The 18,216-nt window shown below is 57.3% G+C and carries 19 protein-coding genes; 15 read left to right on the top strand and 4 right to left on the bottom strand.

Annotation, left to right across the window (positions count from 1 at the left end):
* Window positions 1-5: 5 nt before the first annotated feature.
* Window positions 6-449 carry a molecular chaperone DnaJ gene (locus WC026_RS05400; RefSeq protein WP_372709805.1) on the bottom strand — a complete coding sequence of 148 codons (444 nt, stop codon included), beginning with the start codon at window positions 447-449 and terminating at the stop codon, window positions 6-8.
* A gap of 81 nt (window positions 450-530) precedes the next feature.
* On the bottom strand, window positions 531-947 hold the full coding sequence (locus tag WC026_RS05395) for a PilZ domain-containing protein (protein ID WP_372709804.1): 417 nt from the start codon (window positions 945-947) through the stop codon (window positions 531-533).
* 369 nt (window positions 948-1,316) lie between these two features.
* On the opposite strand from WC026_RS05395, the gene WC026_RS05390 reads away from it, so the two are divergent.
* The 9 genes from WC026_RS05390 (at window position 1,317) to WC026_RS05350 (ending at window position 8,659) form a co-directional block, all read left to right on the top strand.
* A complete protein-coding gene (locus tag WC026_RS05390; protein ID WP_372709803.1) occupies window positions 1,317-2,147 on the top strand; it encodes a response regulator transcription factor in 831 nt (276 codons plus the stop codon).
* Window positions 2,092-3,345 carry a flagellar hook protein FlgE gene (locus WC026_RS05385; RefSeq protein WP_372709802.1) on the top strand — a complete coding sequence of 418 codons (1,254 nt, stop codon included), beginning with the start codon at window positions 2,092-2,094 and terminating at the stop codon, window positions 3,343-3,345. Before WC026_RS05390 ends, WC026_RS05385 begins: the two co-directional genes overlap by 56 nt.
* 28 nt (window positions 3,346-3,373) lie before the next feature.
* Window positions 3,374-4,837: a flagellar hook-associated protein FlgK gene (flgK, locus tag WC026_RS05380; RefSeq protein ID WP_372709801.1), complete on the top strand. Its 1,464-nt coding sequence runs from the start codon at window positions 3,374-3,376 to the stop codon at window positions 4,835-4,837.
* Between the two features lie 4 nt (window positions 4,838-4,841).
* Window positions 4,842-5,897 (top strand): flagellar hook-associated family protein, encoded by a 1,056-nt coding sequence (locus tag WC026_RS05375; RefSeq protein ID WP_372709800.1) that lies wholly within the window; start codon window positions 4,842-4,844, stop codon window positions 5,895-5,897.
* Window positions 5,898-5,936: 39 nt separating this feature from the next.
* Window positions 5,937-6,281 (top strand): flagellar biosynthesis regulator FlaF, encoded by a 345-nt coding sequence (flaF, locus tag WC026_RS05370; RefSeq protein WP_372709799.1) that lies wholly within the window; start codon window positions 5,937-5,939, stop codon window positions 6,279-6,281.
* Window positions 6,281-6,697 (top strand): flagellar biosynthesis repressor FlbT, encoded by a 417-nt coding sequence (gene flbT / locus WC026_RS05365; protein ID WP_372709798.1) that lies wholly within the window; start codon window positions 6,281-6,283, stop codon window positions 6,695-6,697. The genes flaF and flbT overlap by 1 nt, the downstream gene beginning before the upstream one ends.
* Window positions 6,694-7,104 carry a flagellar hook assembly protein FlgD gene (flgD, locus tag WC026_RS05360; protein WP_372709797.1) on the top strand — a complete coding sequence of 137 codons (411 nt, stop codon included), beginning with the start codon at window positions 6,694-6,696 and terminating at the stop codon, window positions 7,102-7,104. The genes flbT and flgD overlap by 4 nt, the downstream gene beginning before the upstream one ends.
* Window positions 7,101-7,370, top strand: a complete 270-nt coding sequence (locus WC026_RS05355; protein WP_046847570.1) for a flagellar biosynthetic protein FliQ — start codon at window positions 7,101-7,103, stop codon at window positions 7,368-7,370. The genes flgD and WC026_RS05355 overlap by 4 nt, the downstream gene beginning before the upstream one ends.
* 170 nt (window positions 7,371-7,540) lie before the next feature.
* Complete coding sequence (locus WC026_RS05350) at window positions 7,541-8,659, top strand: GGDEF domain-containing protein (RefSeq protein ID WP_372709796.1); 1,119 nt, start codon at window positions 7,541-7,543, stop codon at window positions 8,657-8,659.
* A gap of 20 nt (window positions 8,660-8,679) precedes the next feature.
* Here WC026_RS05350 and WC026_RS05345 read toward each other — a convergent pair whose 3' ends face one another.
* A complete protein-coding gene (locus WC026_RS05345; protein ID WP_372709795.1) occupies window positions 8,680-9,543 on the bottom strand; it encodes a PilZ domain-containing protein in 864 nt (287 codons plus the stop codon).
* Window positions 9,544-9,599: 56 nt separating this feature from the next.
* The gene (locus WC026_RS05340; protein WP_372709794.1) at window positions 9,600-11,714 is read right to left on the bottom strand and encodes an EAL domain-containing protein; all 2,115 of its coding nucleotides are present in this window, start codon (window positions 11,712-11,714) and stop codon (window positions 9,600-9,602) included.
* Window positions 11,715-11,918: 204 nt separating this feature from the next.
* On the opposite strand from WC026_RS05340, the gene WC026_RS05335 reads away from it, so the two are divergent.
* The 6 genes from WC026_RS05335 (at window position 11,919) to WC026_RS05310 (ending at window position 18,211) form a co-directional block, all read left to right on the top strand.
* Window positions 11,919-12,311 (top strand): PilZ domain-containing protein, encoded by a 393-nt coding sequence (locus WC026_RS05335; protein WP_372709793.1) that lies wholly within the window; start codon window positions 11,919-11,921, stop codon window positions 12,309-12,311.
* 218 nt (window positions 12,312-12,529) lie between these two features.
* The gene (locus WC026_RS05330) at window positions 12,530-12,652 is read left to right on the top strand and encodes a hypothetical protein (protein ID WP_372709792.1); all 123 of its coding nucleotides are present in this window, start codon (window positions 12,530-12,532) and stop codon (window positions 12,650-12,652) included.
* Between the two features lie 236 nt (window positions 12,653-12,888).
* A complete protein-coding gene (locus WC026_RS05325) occupies window positions 12,889-15,186 on the top strand; it encodes a methyl-accepting chemotaxis protein (RefSeq protein ID WP_372709791.1) in 2,298 nt (765 codons plus the stop codon).
* Window positions 15,186-15,650: an STAS domain-containing protein gene (locus WC026_RS05320; protein ID WP_372709790.1), complete on the top strand. Its 465-nt coding sequence runs from the start codon at window positions 15,186-15,188 to the stop codon at window positions 15,648-15,650. The genes WC026_RS05325 and WC026_RS05320 overlap by 1 nt, the downstream gene beginning before the upstream one ends.
* A complete protein-coding gene (locus WC026_RS05315) occupies window positions 15,650-16,012 on the top strand; it encodes a response regulator (RefSeq protein ID WP_372709789.1) in 363 nt (120 codons plus the stop codon). The genes WC026_RS05320 and WC026_RS05315 overlap by 1 nt, the downstream gene beginning before the upstream one ends.
* A 33-nt stretch (window positions 16,013-16,045) precedes the next feature.
* Window positions 16,046-18,211: a chemotaxis protein CheA gene (locus tag WC026_RS05310; RefSeq protein ID WP_372709788.1), complete on the top strand. Its 2,166-nt coding sequence runs from the start codon at window positions 16,046-16,048 to the stop codon at window positions 18,209-18,211.
* Window positions 18,212-18,216: the final 5 nt, after the last annotated feature.

The raw sequence follows: 18,216 nt of genomic DNA, 5'->3' as shown, positions 1-18,216 counted from the left end.
GGTCGTTAACCGTTCGAGCGGCGAAGCTTGGCGAGATGCCGGTCCATAAGGTCGTTCGCGATCATCATGCGTTGTGTCGCGATATCTCTGAGGTCGGCAGGCACGCGATCGGGATGATTGCGCAGCGCGAATTCTCGCCGGAGCATCGAGATTTCGCCTTCCGTCGCATCGGAATGCAGCCCGAGCTCGCTCAGAATTCTGTGCGGATCGAGCAAGGCCGCGAGCGGGATTTCACTCTCGTCGCGGTAGGCCATTTGCCGAGCATCGCGATGGTATTCTTCGCGCCGAGGCAACGCGCGAGCCTGCGCCGCAACGTCCCATGCGGCTTCGAGACTGCCGATGGAGAAGCGATGCAAAGGCTGCGGGATTTCTCCCGCCTCATCGGCGTCATTGAAGAAATCCGTAAGAAGCGCCTCGAAATTCGAGGGCAGCGGCGTGCGAATGCGCATGATACGTCTAAAGCTGACCCTGGCCTCAACGTTGAATTAACACGCGCGCCTTGCGGAACGCTTACGTCGCGCGGTGATGCGTTAAGAGCGCCGCGTCGACTTCTGCAGCGTAACGGCTTTCCCGAAGAACGCGCTGCCGAGGTTCTCGAAGTCGAGGCGATCATCGACATTCATGACCGGGCTGCGGAAGGCAAGACCGATATATTTGTCTTTTATCCACGAGACATGCCCGTCGACGGGCGTGCCATCGAACAGGGTCAAAACAACCCGCTCGTCGATGTTGGGTACAGCTCCGTCGATAATGCGGATCTTCGCCCCCGTCTCAGACAAATCGACGAGATCGCAAATCATGTTGGCGTTGCGAAACCGCATCGCCGCATGTTGGCTTGCCGAATAGCGGAAATCATTGCGTCGCTCGAACCCGCGCACGTCCTCAGCCGTCGCGATGTCACGGTTGAGCGCCTCCCGGCGAATCTTGCGCGTTTTCGTCTGTTTCATCACACTCAATTTCTGTGATGCGCCGTAAGGCCGGGAGCCCGACTGGGCACAAATACGACGATGAATATCACCCCGTATTGAAACGCAAATTCTCTACGATATCGCTATTTAAATTATTCGAATTGAACGCATCGATTTAATATTTGAGAAGCATGTCAATGGCGGGCCGTCCCACAGGTGCCGCCGCGCGCGGACGGGATTATTTCAACGCCGAGCGCATACAACTATCGAGGCTTATGAATTAAACTCTTCAAGTTGATTTGGTGTGTTATTTGCGACGCATGCAATTACGAAATAATTGTTAATAAGTCACATGAATCACTGTATCTCCTTGAAAAGTGGGGAATTGAATTACGGCGGGGAGGCTTGATGTTCGTAGTTTTGGACGACCGGTCCACGGTCGCGGGGGGCTGCGTCGCGTGTTTCGAGCGCGAGGGCATAGCAGCAGTTGCAGTTGATCCGGTCGAGTTTCCCGAATGGTTTGAGTCGGTTAACGATTCCGACCTCTCCGTCATCGAAGGCTTCCTGATCGGTTCGGTCGAACATCGGCGGCAAATATCATCCCGCGTCCGCGCACGATGCCGGGCGCCCCTTATCGGTCTGATCGAAGCACGAGCGTTGAGCGAAACGCTCGATCTTTTTTCGCTCGGTTTTGACGATGTGCTCGCCAAGCCATTCCACGTCCGCGAGATCCTGGCGCGCAGCGGTGCGATCCGCCGCCGGATGAAGATGGCCGAGCAATGCGTCGACATCGCGGGCATCCGGATCTTTTTCGATGGCCGCGACCCGCTGGTGAACGGCGAGGTCCTGGCGCTGCCGCGACGCGAGCGTAGGATCCTCGAATGCCTCGTCCTCAGCCGCAACACGCGCGTAACGAAGACCCAGATCTTCAATCGCGTCTACGGCATCTTCAACGATGAGATCCACGAGAACGTCATCGAGAGCCACATCAGCCGTCTGCGCAAGCGGTTGAAGCAGCGGCTCGGTCACGATCCCATCGATTCCCAGAGGTTCCTCGGTTACCGCCTCAAGGAATTTTCCGGAGAGGCGCAAATGTCCTCATCCGAAGAGACTGCAAACAGTCTCACGCAAGGCCCGAATGCTTCTCTTGAGCAATCTATCATTCCCGAGCAGGAGAGTGCCGATGGGGCTTTACGGATTAATGACTACCAGCATCTCAGGCATGGCTGTCCAGTCTGACCGTATGGGAACCGTCGCGGACAACATCGCGAACGTCAACACGACAGGATACAAGGAAGCTTCCGCGGAATTTGCGACGCTCGTCGCGGAAGGTCACGTTGCATCCTACGTCCCCGGCTCCGTCTCGACCATTGCCCGCCGTGCCATCACGCACCAGGGCGACTTGACCTATACGAACTCGCCGACCGACTTGGCCGTTAGCGGCAACGGTTTCTTCATGGTCCAGAGCCCGTCAGGAACACCTTACCTGACGCGCGCCGGCAGTTTCATTTCGACGAACGGCGAACTCGTCAATGCCGCCGGATTTACATTGCTCGGATACGATCTTCTGAACGGTGGAAGCACGTCGGTCATCAATAGCGCCGCTGGTCTGGTTCCGGTCGGCACTGCAAGTCTCGGATTGAAAGCGACGCCATCGACGTCAGGTAACTTCCAAGTCAACCTGCCCTCCGATGCCGACGTCTCGACCAGCCTTCCATCCGCGAACGCGGCTGGCGCCGATTTCGCAGGCAAGACGTCGATCATCACTTACGATAATCTCGGTCATAAGGTTACGCTCGATATTTACTCGGCGAAGACTGGTCCCAATCAGTGGGAAATCTCGGTCTATGACAATGCCGGAGCCAGCGCTGGAGGCGGATTCCCATATACGGCCGCATCGCAACTCACGACGCAGGCGCTGACGTTCAGCGGAACCACCGGAAAATTGACATCGCCGTCGCCCGCAACGCTTTCGGTCAACGTTCCCAATGGCGCAACGTTGAATTTCAATATGGGCAATACTACGCAGCTCGCCGGCGCCTACATTCCGGTCGACGCCACGGCAAACGGCAACGGACCGTCCGCGGTCGATCGGCTCGAGATCAGCGCGCAAGGCATCGTCACCGCCGTCTATGCTGACGGTTCCCGCGTCGACGCTTTCAAAATTCCGTTGGCGAACGTCGCCAGTCCCGACAACCTGACGGCAATTTCCGGGAACGTGTTCGCGACGAACAAGGAATCGGGCGACCTTCAGCTCGGAACCGCGAACTCCGGATCACTTGGAAAAATCGTTTCCGGTGCTCTTGAAAAATCGAGCGTCGATCTCGCCTCCGAGTTGACGACGATGGTCGAAGCGCAACGCAGCTACACGGCAAACTCGAAGGTGTTTCAGACCGGCACGGAGCTGTTGGACGTGCTCGTCAATCTTGTCCGGTAGCCGGGAGTTCTAGGGGAAGGTCCCGCATATGTCGTTGACGCTGAGTACCGACACGGCGCGCTCAAGTCTGCAGGCAACGTCCGAGCAAATCTCGGTGGTGTCGCGCAACATCGCGCGCGTTCACGACGCAGACGCAACACGCAAAACCGCGACGCTCGTCAGCGGCCCAGGCGTCGGCGTCAGCGTTCCCCGTATCGATCGCACGTCGGACCAGCTGCTTTTCAACACCTACCTGACGGCCAATTCGGCGAGCCAGGCGCAGACATCGATCGCGTCTGCGCTCGGCCAGATGCAACGTACCGTCGACGATACCGATCAGGAGCACTCGCCCGCGGCGTTGATGTCGAAGCTGAGCGCGACGCTTCAAACTTATTCCGGAGATCCACAGAACCCTGCGGTTGCCGCAAGCGTCGTTTCCGCCGCTAAGGATGTCTCAAACGCGCTCAATTCCGCATCCAACACGGTCGCGCAGGTGCGGCAGCAGGCCGATGCTGACATCGCGACATCCGTCGCCAACATCAACGATCTGCTCGCGCAGTTTCAGAATCTCAACAACGAGGTCGTCCGCGGATCGAGCAATGGTCGGGATATCACGGACATCCTCGACTCGCGCGACGCGGTCCTGAAGCAACTTTCGAGCGAAGTCGGAATTCGAACCGTTTCGCGCGATTACGGCGACGTGGCGATCTATACCGATAGCGGTGTGACGCTGTTCGACAAGGTGCCGCGCGCAGTCACGTTCCAGCAGACGCAGAACCTTGCAGCCGGAGCGTCCGGCGCTGCCGTCTATGCCGATGGCGTTCCGATCGCAGGGACATCGCATATCCTGGAGATTCAGTCCGGCAAGCTCGCCGGATTGATGTCCGTTCGCGACGACATCACGGTGACCTACCAGAGCCAGCTCGATGAGATGGCAAGGGGGCTGATCAACGCGTTTTCCGAAACAGACCAATCCGCAACGCCGACGTTGCCTGCGGCCACCGGTCTCTTTACGTATTCTGGTGGACCCGCGCTCCCGACCGGCGTGGTCGCTGGCCTCGCAAGCTCAATCAAAATCAACGCGGCCGTGGATCCCGGCCAAGGCGGCAATGCCGAGTTGATCCGCGACGGCGGGATCTCGGGCGCGAGCTACAAGTATAATGCGGCGAATGCGCCGGCATTTACGGATCGCATCCAGGGCCTGATTTCAAGTCTGAACTCAGGGCAAGCGTTCGATGCTTCAACGCAGCTCCCATCGTCGTCGTCGGTGATGGATTACGCAAAAAACTCGATTTCCTGGCTTGAGGCGCTGCGCCAGTCGGCAACTGCCGAGGCCGACTATCGAAGCACTGTTGCGCAACGCGCCACGTCTTCGCTCTCGCAAGCGACTGGTGTCAATCTCGACGAGGAAATGACCAATCTTCTCGATCTGGAAAGGACGTTCCAAGCGTCATCGCGGCTGATCAATACCGTCAACGAAATGCTTTCAACTCTCATCCAGTCATTGAGCTAAAATCATGCTCGCACCGACGTTCATATCGACGGCAGCTTTATCGAGCGAGACAAAAGCCTCGATCGCGAGAATTCAGCAACGCCTTGTCGATGCTCAGAAGGAACTCGCGACCGGGCGTCATGCGGATGTCGGGCTGACACTCGGCGCCCAGACCGGAGTTGCCGTCTCGCTGCGCCAGGACATGGCGCAAATCAAGTCGATCAAAGATACCAACTCACTGGTCCTGACGCGTATGCAAGCGTCGCAGGCGGCGCTTAATACGCTCGCAACGACGAGCCAGACGTTCTTGAACGCGCTGACGCCGGCTCAGTCGACAGGCACGATGCCCGATACGATCCTGCAGCAGGCCAACGCAGCGATGCAGTCGCTTCAGGACCAGCTCAATTCGTCGATGAACGGTCAGTATCTCTTCGCGGGCATCAATTCCGACGTCAAGCCGCTCGATAATTTTTTCGCAAATCCTCCGGCAACGAGCACGCAAGCGGTCAGCGCCGCATTCGCGGCAAAGTTCGGCATGACGCCGGATGATCCGGGCGTCTCCGCGATCTCGGCTTCCGATATGCAGGATTTCCTCAACAACGAGTTCGCCAATCTGTTCTCCGATACGAACTGGTCGGCGAGTTGGTCGGATGCATCCGACAAATCCGTAAACAGCCGAATCTCGCGAACGGAAACGGCGAATACCTCCGTCACGGCGAATGACCCGACCTTTCGGCAGCTAGCCCAGGCGTTCGCGATGGTCGCGGGCCTCGGATTCCAGAATCTCAATAGCGCTGCGCAGAAAGTTGTCATGCAGCAGGCGACGCAACTTGTCAGCAACGGCATCGGAGGACTGACGAAGGTTCAGTCCTTTCTTGGCGTGACGCAGCAGCGCGTGTCCGACGCAAACGATCAGATCGATACGCAGGTAGATTTTCTCAGCAAGTCGATCGGCGGGCTTGAATCGGTCGATCCTGCCGAGGTGACGACGCAAATCTCCGATCTCTCGACCGCGCTCGAAGCTGCCTACAGCGTTACGAATAGACTGAGCAAGCTAAGCATCATGGACTTCCTCTCGTGACAACCCGGCGCATGCAGCACCGAATGACCGGACTGAAACATGTATAAGTTCTCATATGAAGAGACGTTGAGTGACTCGGCTGGTCGCAAGCGCGAAAACGAGCGTCTTGCGATCGAGCAGTCGGTCTCCATGCTCAGATCCGCGGAAAAGGCCGGCGCGAATTCGCGCGAGGCCGTCGACGCAATCTGCTTTCTTAATCGGCTTTGGAGCTTCCTTCTTGAAGATCTCGTCAAGCCTGAGAACGCGCTTCCCGATGATATCAGAGCCAATTTGATATCGATCGGAATCTGGATGTTAAAAGAGGCGGACGCCATCAGCAGTGGAAGATCAAAGAATTTCTCGGGGCTGATCGACATCTCGAACGTCATCGCGGAAGGTCTGTGATGGCCGGCGGATTGAAAATCACCCTGCGTGCCGGCGAGCGCATTTTCGTAAACGGTGGCGTGCTCAAGGTTGATCGCAAAGTCAGCATCGAGCTGATGAACGACGTCATCTTTCTCCTCGAGCAGCACGTCATGAAACCCGAGGAAACGACGACGCCACTCCGCCAGCTCTACTTCATGGTGCAGATGATGCTGATGGACCCGGCGCTGCACATGAAAGCGCGCACGATGGCGAAGGAGTCCGTCGCAAGTCTTCTTCTCAGCATCAGCGACGGAAAAATGCTGCAGAGTTTGGTCGAAGTGAGTGATTTGCTCGACACGGATCGGGCGTTCGAAGCTTTGAAGAAAGTACGTATGCTCCTTCCGTTGGAGGCTGCAAGCGCAAGGACGCATGAACCGAGCAAGGAGGTCGCATGACCACGATTCCCGCAACAGGCAATTCGTCTGGAACGCAAAACACGGCGTCAAACGACGCAACCAAAAATTCCACCCTGAACTATAATGATTTCCTGAAGCTCATGGTGGCTCAGCTCCGGAATCAGGATCCGTTGAATCCGACGGACTCCACCGAATACATGTCGCAGATCGCGCAATTCTCGAGTGTTGAGCAAGGTATCAATACAAATGCCAAGCTCGATCAGCTTCTCGTGAATTCGAACATTTCCCAGGCGAGCACGATGATCGGATTGTCGTTGACCTCGGCGGATGGGTCTGTCTCCGGTGTCGTCACGTCGGTGCGCATTGATTCCTCCGGCTCGACGGCAATCCTCAATAACGGCAAGGAAGTTCCAATCACCCAAGGCGTCGTATTGGGGTATCAATGACAGAGGGTGACGCGCTCGGGATTGTTCAACAGGCGATCTGGTTGACGATCATCCTTGCTGGCCCCGTGATCGCGTCCGCGATGATCATCGGCGTCGGCGTCGCTTTTTTTCAGGCGCTGACGCAGGTCCAGGAGATGACGCTGACGTTTGTGCCGAAGATCATCGCCGGATTTCTCATTATTCTGATGACCGGAAGCTATAGCGGAAGCTTGCTGAAGGTATTTACCGAGCAGTTATACCTTCGAATTGCGACTGGTTTTAAGTAGCGGTCAATGTTTCCAATTGTGCTTGATATGTCGCGGCGGTGCCGAGTTTAACAGCCATATCCAATTCCGTGAACTTGCCGATAATGGTAATAGAAAAGCGGGAATTAAACAGCTACGGCGTTTTCTAATATCGCAACCGAATATATTGCAATCTTGATTGAGCAGGACCCATGGGCACGATAACATCCAGGCAGTTCCCATTTTCCGCCGTGATCATGCTGATGAGCCTTTTTGCAATCGGCTCTGCGTATTTTCTTTGGACCTTGTGGATGCGCGCCGACTTCGGCCTTTCGACTTGGGCGGACTGGTCGGACGTCAGCTGGCAAGTTGCGGAAGTCGATTCTCGCGGCCGCATCATTCGCCTTGGGTCGCATCCAATGGCGATCGCGATATTGGCGGGAACGATCTCGGTTTGCTTCGTCGCGTTCGTGGCTGGAGCCTGGCAGTTCCTCACCGGCAATGAAATTCGCCGAAAAAAGGACAACGATGCAGCTTCAAGCCGGATAGAGAAAGTCGGGCAGGAGCTTGATGACGAAGTTTTAGTTCTGTTAGGCCTGTTGAAGCAGCATACGGATGTCAGTAGTCTGCATTCTGAAGCGTTGGCGAAGGTCAACAAGGCGCTTCCGTCGTTAACAACGACCGAGCAGGTGAGAGCCGTCGTGCAGCGGCTCATTAGCGAGAATTCCAGAATTCGCAGCGAAGTCGACGTGCTGAACGCGCGCCTTCACCAGTCGCAAACGCAGATCGAGAAATTGCGATCCAGCCTGAGCGAAAGCCAGCATCTCGGTATGCTCGATGCGGTGACGCAATTGAAAAACCGGCATTGGCTCGAAGCCAACTTGCGGCGAGAGGTCAAGGCAGCGTCCGAACTCAATGAGCCGCTTTGCCTGATCATGGCCGATGTGGATCATTTCAAAAAGATCAACGACAGTTTCGGCCATACCGTTGGCGACGAAATTCTACGGCGCTTCGGTGAGCTACTGTCGAAGAACATCAAGGGTCGCGATACGGCGGTTCGATACGGCGGTGAGGAGTTCGTCGTCGTTCTGCCGCAAACGCAAATTGATGGCGCGGATAACCTTGGCGAACAGATACGCGGCGAGCTACAGCGCAAGAAGTGGATGCATCACAAGACGGGTAAGCCGATTGGCACGGTCACCGCGTCCTTCGGCATCGCCGAGCTTCAACCCGGGGAGGGGCCCGAGTCGCTGCTCGAACGCGCCGACGCGAAGCTCTACGAGGCAAAAGCGGCCGGTCGCAATTGCGTCAAATCGGATAGTGACGAATAAATCGAGGACATAATCCGTCCTCAGCCGGCAATCAAAGGGTCATCATCCGGCAACGGGCTGTCAAAGCGGATGCCGGATTTGCCATCCTTCGACCAAACGATCAAACCTGGCAATTTACGTCCGTTTCGTAAAGTCACGACGACCGCTTCTTTCAAGCGAAAATCGCGATCGCAATCGACGCTCAAATCGTTCCTCGAGGTGTCGCGCGCGAAGGCTGCGATTGCGCCTGCTTGCGAGAAGATCTTGCAGGACTGCAGCGTGATAAATCGCGGAATTTGGCGCCGTTGCGGAAGAATAGGCAAAGCCACTTCGCCCTGTTGATTGACGCAGGTCTGCAATCCCGACATGGCCTCTTTCAGAAATTTACTAAGCACCAGAGCATTTCCGGTGTACGCGCCGTTGAGCCTCCAGCGCGTCTCGGGTTCCATTTCCAACGCGGCTTCGCGGCAATCCTCTGCAAGCTTGCGCCACACGACGGCGATCTGTTCCAATTTGGCGAGCGGAATTTGCGGCGCGACGAAAATTCCTGCGCTGTTTATCAGCGGCAGCGCGAGCTTCTTGGCATCGGCAAGGTTGAAATAGGCGCGTGCAACGGAAGCCGCGAGATCGCGCGGCAATCCGATGTCCTGCCAGGAGCGTAACGCAACCTTGACCACGGGCGCCTCGACAGGGACCAAGTTGCTGCACGCTCTCAGCATCCAGCTTCGCCGCGAAGCGAGGCTCGCGTTCATGCAGGATGCGATGGCGCCGATTTGCAACGCCGTCCAATGAAACTCGCAAACGAGCGCTTCGAACCGCGCGAAGCCGTCCGTCGGATCACTCGTCGGCGGAAGCGCCCGCCGCGGTTTGGCAGGTTCAGAAGATTTTAGTAACGCCCCCAGCATAGCCGCGTCCCCACATAATGGCAGCTCGCACGCGCCCTGCGCCGCCCGTCACGGCCTCAAAGCGGATGCGAAAATAACTCTCGAATTTTTTCCGAAGGAACCGCCGGAGAGAACAGGAAACCCTGTGCTTCGATGCATCCCTCGGCGCGTAACAAATCCAATTGTTGTTTGGTTTCGACGCCCTCCGCGACGCTCGTCATTCCGAGATTGTAGCCCAGCTGAATAATGGAGCGTCGAAGTGTTGCCGAACGTTTCTGATTGGCGGTGTTCGACACGAACGATCGATCGATTTTGATTTTGTCGAACGGGAAACTTTGCAGATAGCTCAGAGAAGAAAACCCTGTCCCGAAGTCGTCGATCGCAAAGCGCACGCCGAGCTTCTTCAGGCGCTCGAGCGTCACAGCCGCACTGTCGCGGTCCTTCATCAAAAGCGTCTCGGTGATTTCAAGGACAAGCCGCGACGTAGGGAGTCGTTTAGAAAGCGCCAAAACCTTGTCCACGAGGTTCGCGCCGCTGAATTGAGCTGCCGAAATATTAACCGCGATCCAAACGTCGTCGGGCCATCGGCTCGCTTCAGCGCACGCCGTCTTCAAGACCCAGTCGCCGATCTGCCCGATGATGCCGCACTCTTCCGCGACGGGAATGAATTCCGACGCGGAAATAAGACCGCGTTCGGGATGGCGCCAGCGGATCAGGGCTTCGCAACCGACGATCTTAAGCGTCTTTATGTTGACGATCGGTTGATAGTGGAGCTCGAACGCGTTGCTGGCGAGCGCCTCTCGCAATTCAGCTTCCATACGTACGCGCCGCGTTAGACGCTCGTGAATGGAGGGTTCAAAAAATCCGTAAGTGCCACCCGCCGAAGATTTCGTACGCCCGAGAGCGGTGTCGGCATTGCGGATCAAATCCTCGGCGCTGTTTCCGTCTGTTGGCGCGACCGCGACGCCCACCGTGGCGCCAATTGTAATGTTTTTGCCATCAAGCGAGACCGGTTCGGAAAGCGCGGAGACAATGCGTTGCGCCATGACTTCAATGTCGTTGATCGACTTCGGCGCGGCTTGAATGACGGCAAAAGCATCACCACCCAATCTTGCCGCGGTATCGCCCTCGCCAAGCAATCGGTTTAGCCGCTGTGCCGTGCGCTTGAGAAAAGCATCGCCGGCGCGGTTGCCAAAGCTCTCGTTGATCGATTTCAAGTTATCGAGATTGAGACTATGCAGTGCCAAAAGGTCCTGTCCACGCCCGGCAAGGCCGTCACGCAAGCGATCGAGAAGCAGTGAGCGATCCGGCAATCCCGTCAACGCATCGTGATGAAGCAGCCGGCCGGATGTCTCCTGATCGAGTTTGCGATCGGTGATATCCGTCTGCACGCTGACAAAACCGCCGCGAACAAGCGGGATGTGGCGGATCTCGAGTTGGGACCCGTCGGGGCGGCGGCGTTCGATAGTCTGGGGAATTGCGCGGGTTGCGATTTCAATTTGGGTGCGAACGTGCTCTTCGATTTCACCCGGCCCGAATTCGCCACTACTCGCTTCGACGCGATAAATGTCCTCGGCTGTCGGCGGGCCGTTGGCAAACAGGTCTTCGGAATATCCCATAAGGTCCCGCTGGCGGCGGTTGCAGAGAACGAGGTTGTGATCGTTGTCGAACGCGGCGACGCCACCAGGAAAGTTTTCGACGATGGTTTGAAGGAGAGACGTGCTCGCCTCCAATTTGGAGCGCAACTCAAGAAGTTCTGTGATGTCGCGCTGAACGGAGAGAAATCCTTTGAGGCCGTTTCGACTGCTGAGCGGGACGATGAGTGCATCGACCCAATAGAATCGGCCGCTTTTGTTCCTGTTCATCACCTGCGCGCGCCAGCTTCTTCCAGCTGCCAGCGTGCGATAAGCTTCGGCCCAGAATGTCTTTGGATGACGCGACGAATCCAGGATTGTGTGCGAGCGCCCGATAAGTTCATTGCGCGAATAACCGCTTAGCCGGATGAACTCGTCGTTGACGTGAAGAATACGGCCGTTGGGATCCGTTATCGAAACGATTCCGAATTGGTCGAGGGCAGACGCGAAACCCCGCCGTCCCCAGGACGTATCGGCGAAATTTACATGAGAAGGCCTGCGCCGGCCGGAGCGGGCGACCGAAGCGCTGGACGCTAATCCGTCAAGATTGAAAGCCATGCCGCCACGCGCCGATCAGGGACCCACCGTAACGGACCGCACCATCAGCGATGATATGGGTCGATCCAATGTAAACAATTTGATGGAAATATCTTAACGTTGCCTTAGTCGAAATTCTCGAATGGCGAACCCTGCAAGGGAAAGACAGAAGAATTGCGAAGCGTTAATTGCCATCGCATTTGTTCGAATATTTTCGAGATTCAGATGCAACACGATAGGGCAATTCGTTTTAAGACCAAACGGCGCTTTAAGAGCGTTGCAAGTTATTCGCGCAATTGTCGCTCCAAACGACGAAATGAGGGTGCTTTGCCTATAGATAAGCGGCCGGAGCGGCGGCAGTTTGGACGACGATCGGTATTTAAATCGGCAGTGATGATCACCAATGACGGTCGCCGGCTGCCGGGTGCTGTTGTCGATTTTTCCGACGCAGGTGCGCGAATCAAACTCACGGAAACGGCTGCATTGGGGTCGGAGTTCGATCTTGAAATTCCAGGCGACGATTTCGTCGTTAAATGCCGGTTGGTGCATTCAGAAGGCGTCTATATCGGCGTGCAGTATATAAAGCCGCCGCGCCGAATTTCCTGGGCAACCCGCTAAGTCATCGAATCAAATGATAATGTTGCGACCCTCAAACAGGAAAATTTGCGGGCGTTTATGTTTGCGAGGTCACGAGAGTCCGGCATGAAAACCGCAATTAATGCGCCGGCCAATAGAAAAAGAAAAAAATAAAGAGATCATTTTCGCCGCGTAAACCAATTCGATAACATTGCGAATTATTTTTGCCGAACGGTTGCTTGATAGTTGAGATCATAGGCATGACGCCGCGCAACCGTGTCGGCTACAACCCGACATGTTCCGAGCTTCAAGAAGCAGGAACAAACGATGGCGCAAGTTACACGATCATCGGCCAACGTGCCGAAATCAGCGGGCTTCAATGATCGGGTCGATCCTCGATCCGGCGTAGGCGGAGATCACGGTATCCGCTGGTCGCTGTGCAAACGCCCGCCATCGCGAACCCAAATCCCTTTCCAGCAACGCTGACGAACAAAAGGCGTTGAGCGCGAGCCTGATTGCGGGCGCGCGTTGTCCATCGATTCAAACAAGCCGCCTCACCAGCCACATCAAAACAGGTCAAAAAAACATGGTCATCGGGCACATCAATAGCAAATGGTCAATGCCGCGTCGGCTTGCCCTCATATCGGCGGTATTTCTGATCCCGTCGCTCAGCCAATTGTATATGTACGCCGATCAGAAGCTCGAACAGATTGGCGAGCTTCACAAGGAGGTCGAGGGTGCGAAGCTTGCCCGGGCAGTCTGGAGCGAGATGGGTTCGGAGCAGAATGCGCTCGCAGGAATGGGTAGCGAGTTGGCGTCTCTCTCTCGGACCACGGCTCGGACGCTTGGCGTAGAATCCGCCGTCGAGGCGTTTGCTAATGCAAAGAGTGCTTCCGACAAAAGCAAGGCCGGCGCGGAACTGCTAAATAGCATTGCCGATGCGTCGGCAATGGCCGCCGATTTGTCGCCCGATACGCATCGCGCGCAGCAGATATTTATTGAGAGCCTGCCGGCCATCAAACAATCATTGACCGGCTTCGGTGAGACATTCAACGCGCCGCAGGCGGGAGAAGCCGCGCTGGCGATCGACTACGCCGCGCTGAGCGGCGCGATGGAAAGCCTGCGCAAACCACTCGCAGATTTGATGGCGGCAGACGCCGCTGGCGGCGAGAAGCGCAACCTGGCCAGCGCCGGAGTTCAGCTCATCGCTCAACTCGATCAGATCGCGTCTAAGATCAAGTCAGCCAATTATCAGCGCGCGGCGCTCGGAACGGACACGCAGAATGCCGTAATCGCTGCGAGCAAGGCGACGAGCGCCATGGCGTCAGAAACTGGAGATCTGTTCATCCAGTTGGCGGAAGAGCGCAACAACGACGCAAAAACCACGCTCTATCGCACGCTCGCGCTCCTCATTGCGGCAACGGTTGCGGCGGTTTGCATCGTAGCGGCGCTTGCGAAAGGGATCACCGCGCGGCTTGCGAGCCTCGTCCGAGCCATGGATCAGATTAGTCGAAAAAACCTCGATGCCGAAATCCCGTGTCTGACCGATAGCAACGAAAACGGAGAGATCGCGCAGGCCCTCGCGCGTTTCAAGGAGGCGGCCGTCGAGCAGAAGGCGATGACGGACGCGGCTGTCGAAGCAGCGAAGCAGCAGCAGGAACAAGGCGATCATTATGCCCGCGCGCATACCCGCTTCATGGAGGCATTCACGAATGCCGCAGATCGCATTGCTCGTGGCGATTTCTCGCATCAAATCACTGAGAAAGTTATCGAGGAATATGAGCCGATCATCAGTCAGATGAATCTGATGATGGGACAGCTCGAGCAGGCTCAGGTTGCAAAACTCGAAGCCGAGAAGCAGATCAATGTCGTGGTCGATTCATTGGGCGCGGCTCTGTCAGAACTCGCGGAAGGCGATCTTGAGACAGGTCTCTATATCGAAGTAGCGCCGCAGTTCGGAAAGTTGAAAGCCGATTTCAATTCCGCGGCTTCGACGTTGAAAAGCACGATCTCGCTCGTCAAGAAAGGCGCGGCCAGCATTAAGCTTGGAACGGAAGAAATTTCGCAGGCGTCCGACGATCTGTCTCGTCGAACAGAGAACCAGGCTGCAAGCCTCGAAGAAACAGCAGCAGCGGTCAAGGAAATCACCGACACGGTCAACAAGACCGCGCGCGGAGCAACGCATGCCCGTGAGACGGTCTCGGTTGCCAAAGCCGATGCCGAGAAGGGCGGCGAAGTGGTCCGCCGCGCCATCGACGCCATGAACGGCATTGAAAGCTCGTCGAAGCAGATCAGCCAGATCATCGGTGTCATCGACGAGATCGCCTTCCAGACTAACCTCCTTGCATTGAATGCGGGCGTCGAAGCCGCGCGAGCCGGCGACGCAGGCCGAGGATTTGCGGTGGTGGCGTCGGAAGTTCGTGCGCTCGCACAACGTTCGGCCGAAGCCGCGAAGGAGATCAAGGGATTGATCTCGGCATCGACTGGTCAGGTCGCGCAAGGCGTTCAGCTTGTCGGCGAGACGGGCCTGGCGTTGACTCGAATTGTCACTCAGGTCGCTGAAATCAATTCGATCGTGAGCGAAATCGCGGCGAGCGCGAATGAGCAGGCGCATGGTCTTGAGCAGGTGAACACCGCCGTCAACGAAATGGACCAGGTGACGCAGCAGAACGCCGCCATGGTCGAGGAAGCGACAGCGGCAACGCAAACGTTGGCGCAGCAGACGGAAGAACTTGCGAGCCTCGTTAGTCGCTTCAAAACCGGCAATGAAACGCTCGTCGAACTCTCTCCACGGCGCCAGGCCGCAAAACCGGCGGCGCGCGCCAAGAATTCCGCCGGCCGAATGAAGGTGGCCGCCAACGGTAGCGGACGCCAGCATAGTCCTGCTGGCGCCGATGCCGGCTGGGAGGAATTCTGATGCCGCGCGCAAAGCAAAAGTCTGTTGGCGCCAAGCGCCGCGGCAAGAAGGCGGCTTCAGCGAACGTAGACAATCCGATGCTCGCGTCAGAAGCCGAGACGACAATGACGGAAGCAGCTGGCATGGTCGCGTTTGCTGAGGAAGACATGTCGATCGCGGCGTCGCCATCCGGCGCGCACGGTGAGGCATCGCCGTCGCTGACGCTTCCGGATTGCCTCGATTCGGCGGCCGCGATCACGATCAAGGAGATGCTGCTGTCAGAGCGCGGCAAAGCAATTGCGGTCGATGCGAGCCAGGTTCGCCGTGTCGGTGTGCAGTCGCTGCAGGTGCTCGTCGCCGCGGCTCGCGCGTGGCAACACGACGGCTTGAGCTATCGCCTGGAAAACCCAAGCTCGGAATTTCTCGAGACGATCGCGCTCATTGGATTGCCGCACCAGGACCTGCTGCTCGAAGGACATCAGTAATGCAAACGATACTCACGGTCGACGATTCGCGCACGATGCGCGACATGTTGAGAATGGCGCTTGCCGAAGCGGGCTTCAATGTCTTGCAAGCCGTCGATGGCGTCGACGGTCTCGACGTTCTCCAGCGGTCCTCGCCCGATGTCATCGTCACCGACATCAATATGCCGAAGATGGACGGTTTCGGGCTTATCGAGGCGGTGCGCAAGGATAACCGCTACCGCAAAGTTCCGATTCTCGTCCTGACGACGGAAAGCGACGCTGCCAAGAAACAGCGCGCCAAGGAAGCCGGCGCAACGGGATGGATTGTCAAGCCGTTCGAGCCGACGAAACTCGTCGCCGCGATCCGACGCGTTGCGGCTTAACACGGCATACGGGGGGTGACGGTCGTGGATTCAATGGCAGCAATTCGGCAAACGTTTTTCCAGGAGTGCGAAGAACAGCTCTCCGAAATGGAGATCGGTTTGCTTGCGATGGACGAGGGCAGCACCGATTCTGAAACGGTGAACGCGGTCTTTCGCGCGGTGCACTCGATTAAAGGCGGCGCGGGCGCATTCAAGCTGAGCCAGCTTGTGCAGTTTGCTCACACGTTCGAGACGGCGCTCGATTTCGTCCGAAGCGGAAAACTCAACCCGACGCCGGAAATGATGAAGATCATGCTCCGCGCCGCCGACGTTCTTGCCGATCTCGTCGAGGCGTCGCGGGAAGGTCGGGAAATCAATGAGGCGAGCTATGAAACCGTGGCCGTCGATATCAAAAGCCTGACGCTGATCAATGGCGAGGAAGAGGTGGAAGAGGCCATCGACTTCCAGCCGACCGTGATCGATTTTGGGCTCCCCGACATTTCCGTGGAAGCGGCCCCGGAGCAAACGGCAGAAGCCTCTCGCGAATATCGCATCGCCTTCACGCCGCGTCCCGAGCTTTATGCGAACGCCAACGAGACGGCGCTCGTTCTTCGCGAATTAAATCGTCTCGGGGCAATGGAAGCGGCGTGTGATGCTTCGGCATTGCCGGAACTGGAGAACGTCGATCCGAACGGAGCTTATTTCTCGTGGTCGATTCGTCTTTCGTCAGGTCACGATATCGCTGACGTTCGCGAGGTTTTCGAGTTCGTAGAGGGCGAAGCCGATCTCTCGATCGAGAGCGACGGTCAGCCGGAAGTCTCCAACGCCGATATCGCTGCCCTCCTCGCGATGGCGCTCGGCAGCGCACCGGCTTCCGAACCGGCGACGGTCTCGGAAAGCCTTGCAACGGCGCGCGAAACGGAAATCGCGCCTGCCGTGGCGAACATGACTCCGGCCCCGGTGGCGGCAGTCGAGACAGCGAAACCGGATGCCAAGACGGCAGCCGTCCCTTCGCAGACAACGATCCGCGTCGAATTCGATCGTGTCGATCGGTTGATCAATCTCGTCGGTGAGCTTGTCATCAATCAGGCAATGCTCTCGCAGCGTGTCATCGAAGCAAATTTCGCAGGATCGTCATCCGTCATCATCGGATTGGAAGAGCTTGAACAGCTGACGCGCGAGATTCAGGAAAGCGTGATGGCGATTCGTGCGCAGCCAGTGAAGCCGCTGTTCCAGCGCATGTCGCGGATCGTCCGCGAGGTCGCCGACGCAACGGGCAAGGAAGTCCGCCTGAAGACCGACGGCGAAGCGACTGAAATCGACAAAACCGTGGTCGAGCGTCTGGCCGAACCGCTGACGCATATGATCCGCAATGCGGTCGATCATGGCGTCGAATCGCCGGAGGAGCGTCTTGCCGCTGGAAAGCCCGCCGAAGGCATGGTTCGTCTGTCGGCGGCGCACCGCTCGGGTCGGATCGTGATTGAGATTTCCGACGACGGCGCCGGCATCGATCGTCCGAAAGTGCGCGCTTCGGCGATCAAGAAAGGGCTTATCGCTGCGGATGCCCAACTATCCGATAGCGAGATCGATAATTTGCTGTTCCTGCCCGGCTTCTCGACCGCTTCGACCATTTCCAATATCTCCGGACGCGGCGTCGGCATGGATGTCGTGAAGCGTTCCATACAGGCGCTTGGCGGGCGCATTTCCATTTCATCGCGGCCGGGCCAGGGGTCGACGTTTTCGATGAGTTTGCCGCTGACGCTTGCAGTACTCGATGGCATGGCGGTGTCCGTTGCGGGGCAAACGCTGGTCGTACCGCTAACCGCGATCGTCGAAACGCTGAAGCCGAAGAAAGCGGATATTCATGCCCTTGGCGCTGAGGGCCGGGTCATGTCGATCCGCAACACCTTCGTGCCGTTGATCGATGTCGGGATGCAGCTCGGATTTCGTGACACCGCCACGCAGCCAGAAAGCAGCGTCGCGATCCTGGTTGAAACGGGTGACGGCGCGCGCAATGCGCTGCTCGTCGATTCAATTCAGGATCAGCGGCAGGTGGTGATCAAAAGCCTTGAAGCAAATTACGGCACCGTCGAAGGCATCGCAGCAGCGACTATCCTCGGCGACGGACGTGTCGCGCTCATCCTCGATGTCGACGCGTTGGTGACAAGCTCTTTTGAAGATTCGGTATCCGGCGAGCTTCGCTATGGAACGGGAGGTTAAGGGGT

The organism is Hyphomicrobium sp., assembly GCF_041674905.1.
Classification (GTDB): domain Bacteria; phylum Pseudomonadota; class Alphaproteobacteria; order Rhizobiales; family Hyphomicrobiaceae; genus Hyphomicrobium_B.
This window is presented reverse-complemented; position numbering and strand designations above follow the sequence as displayed.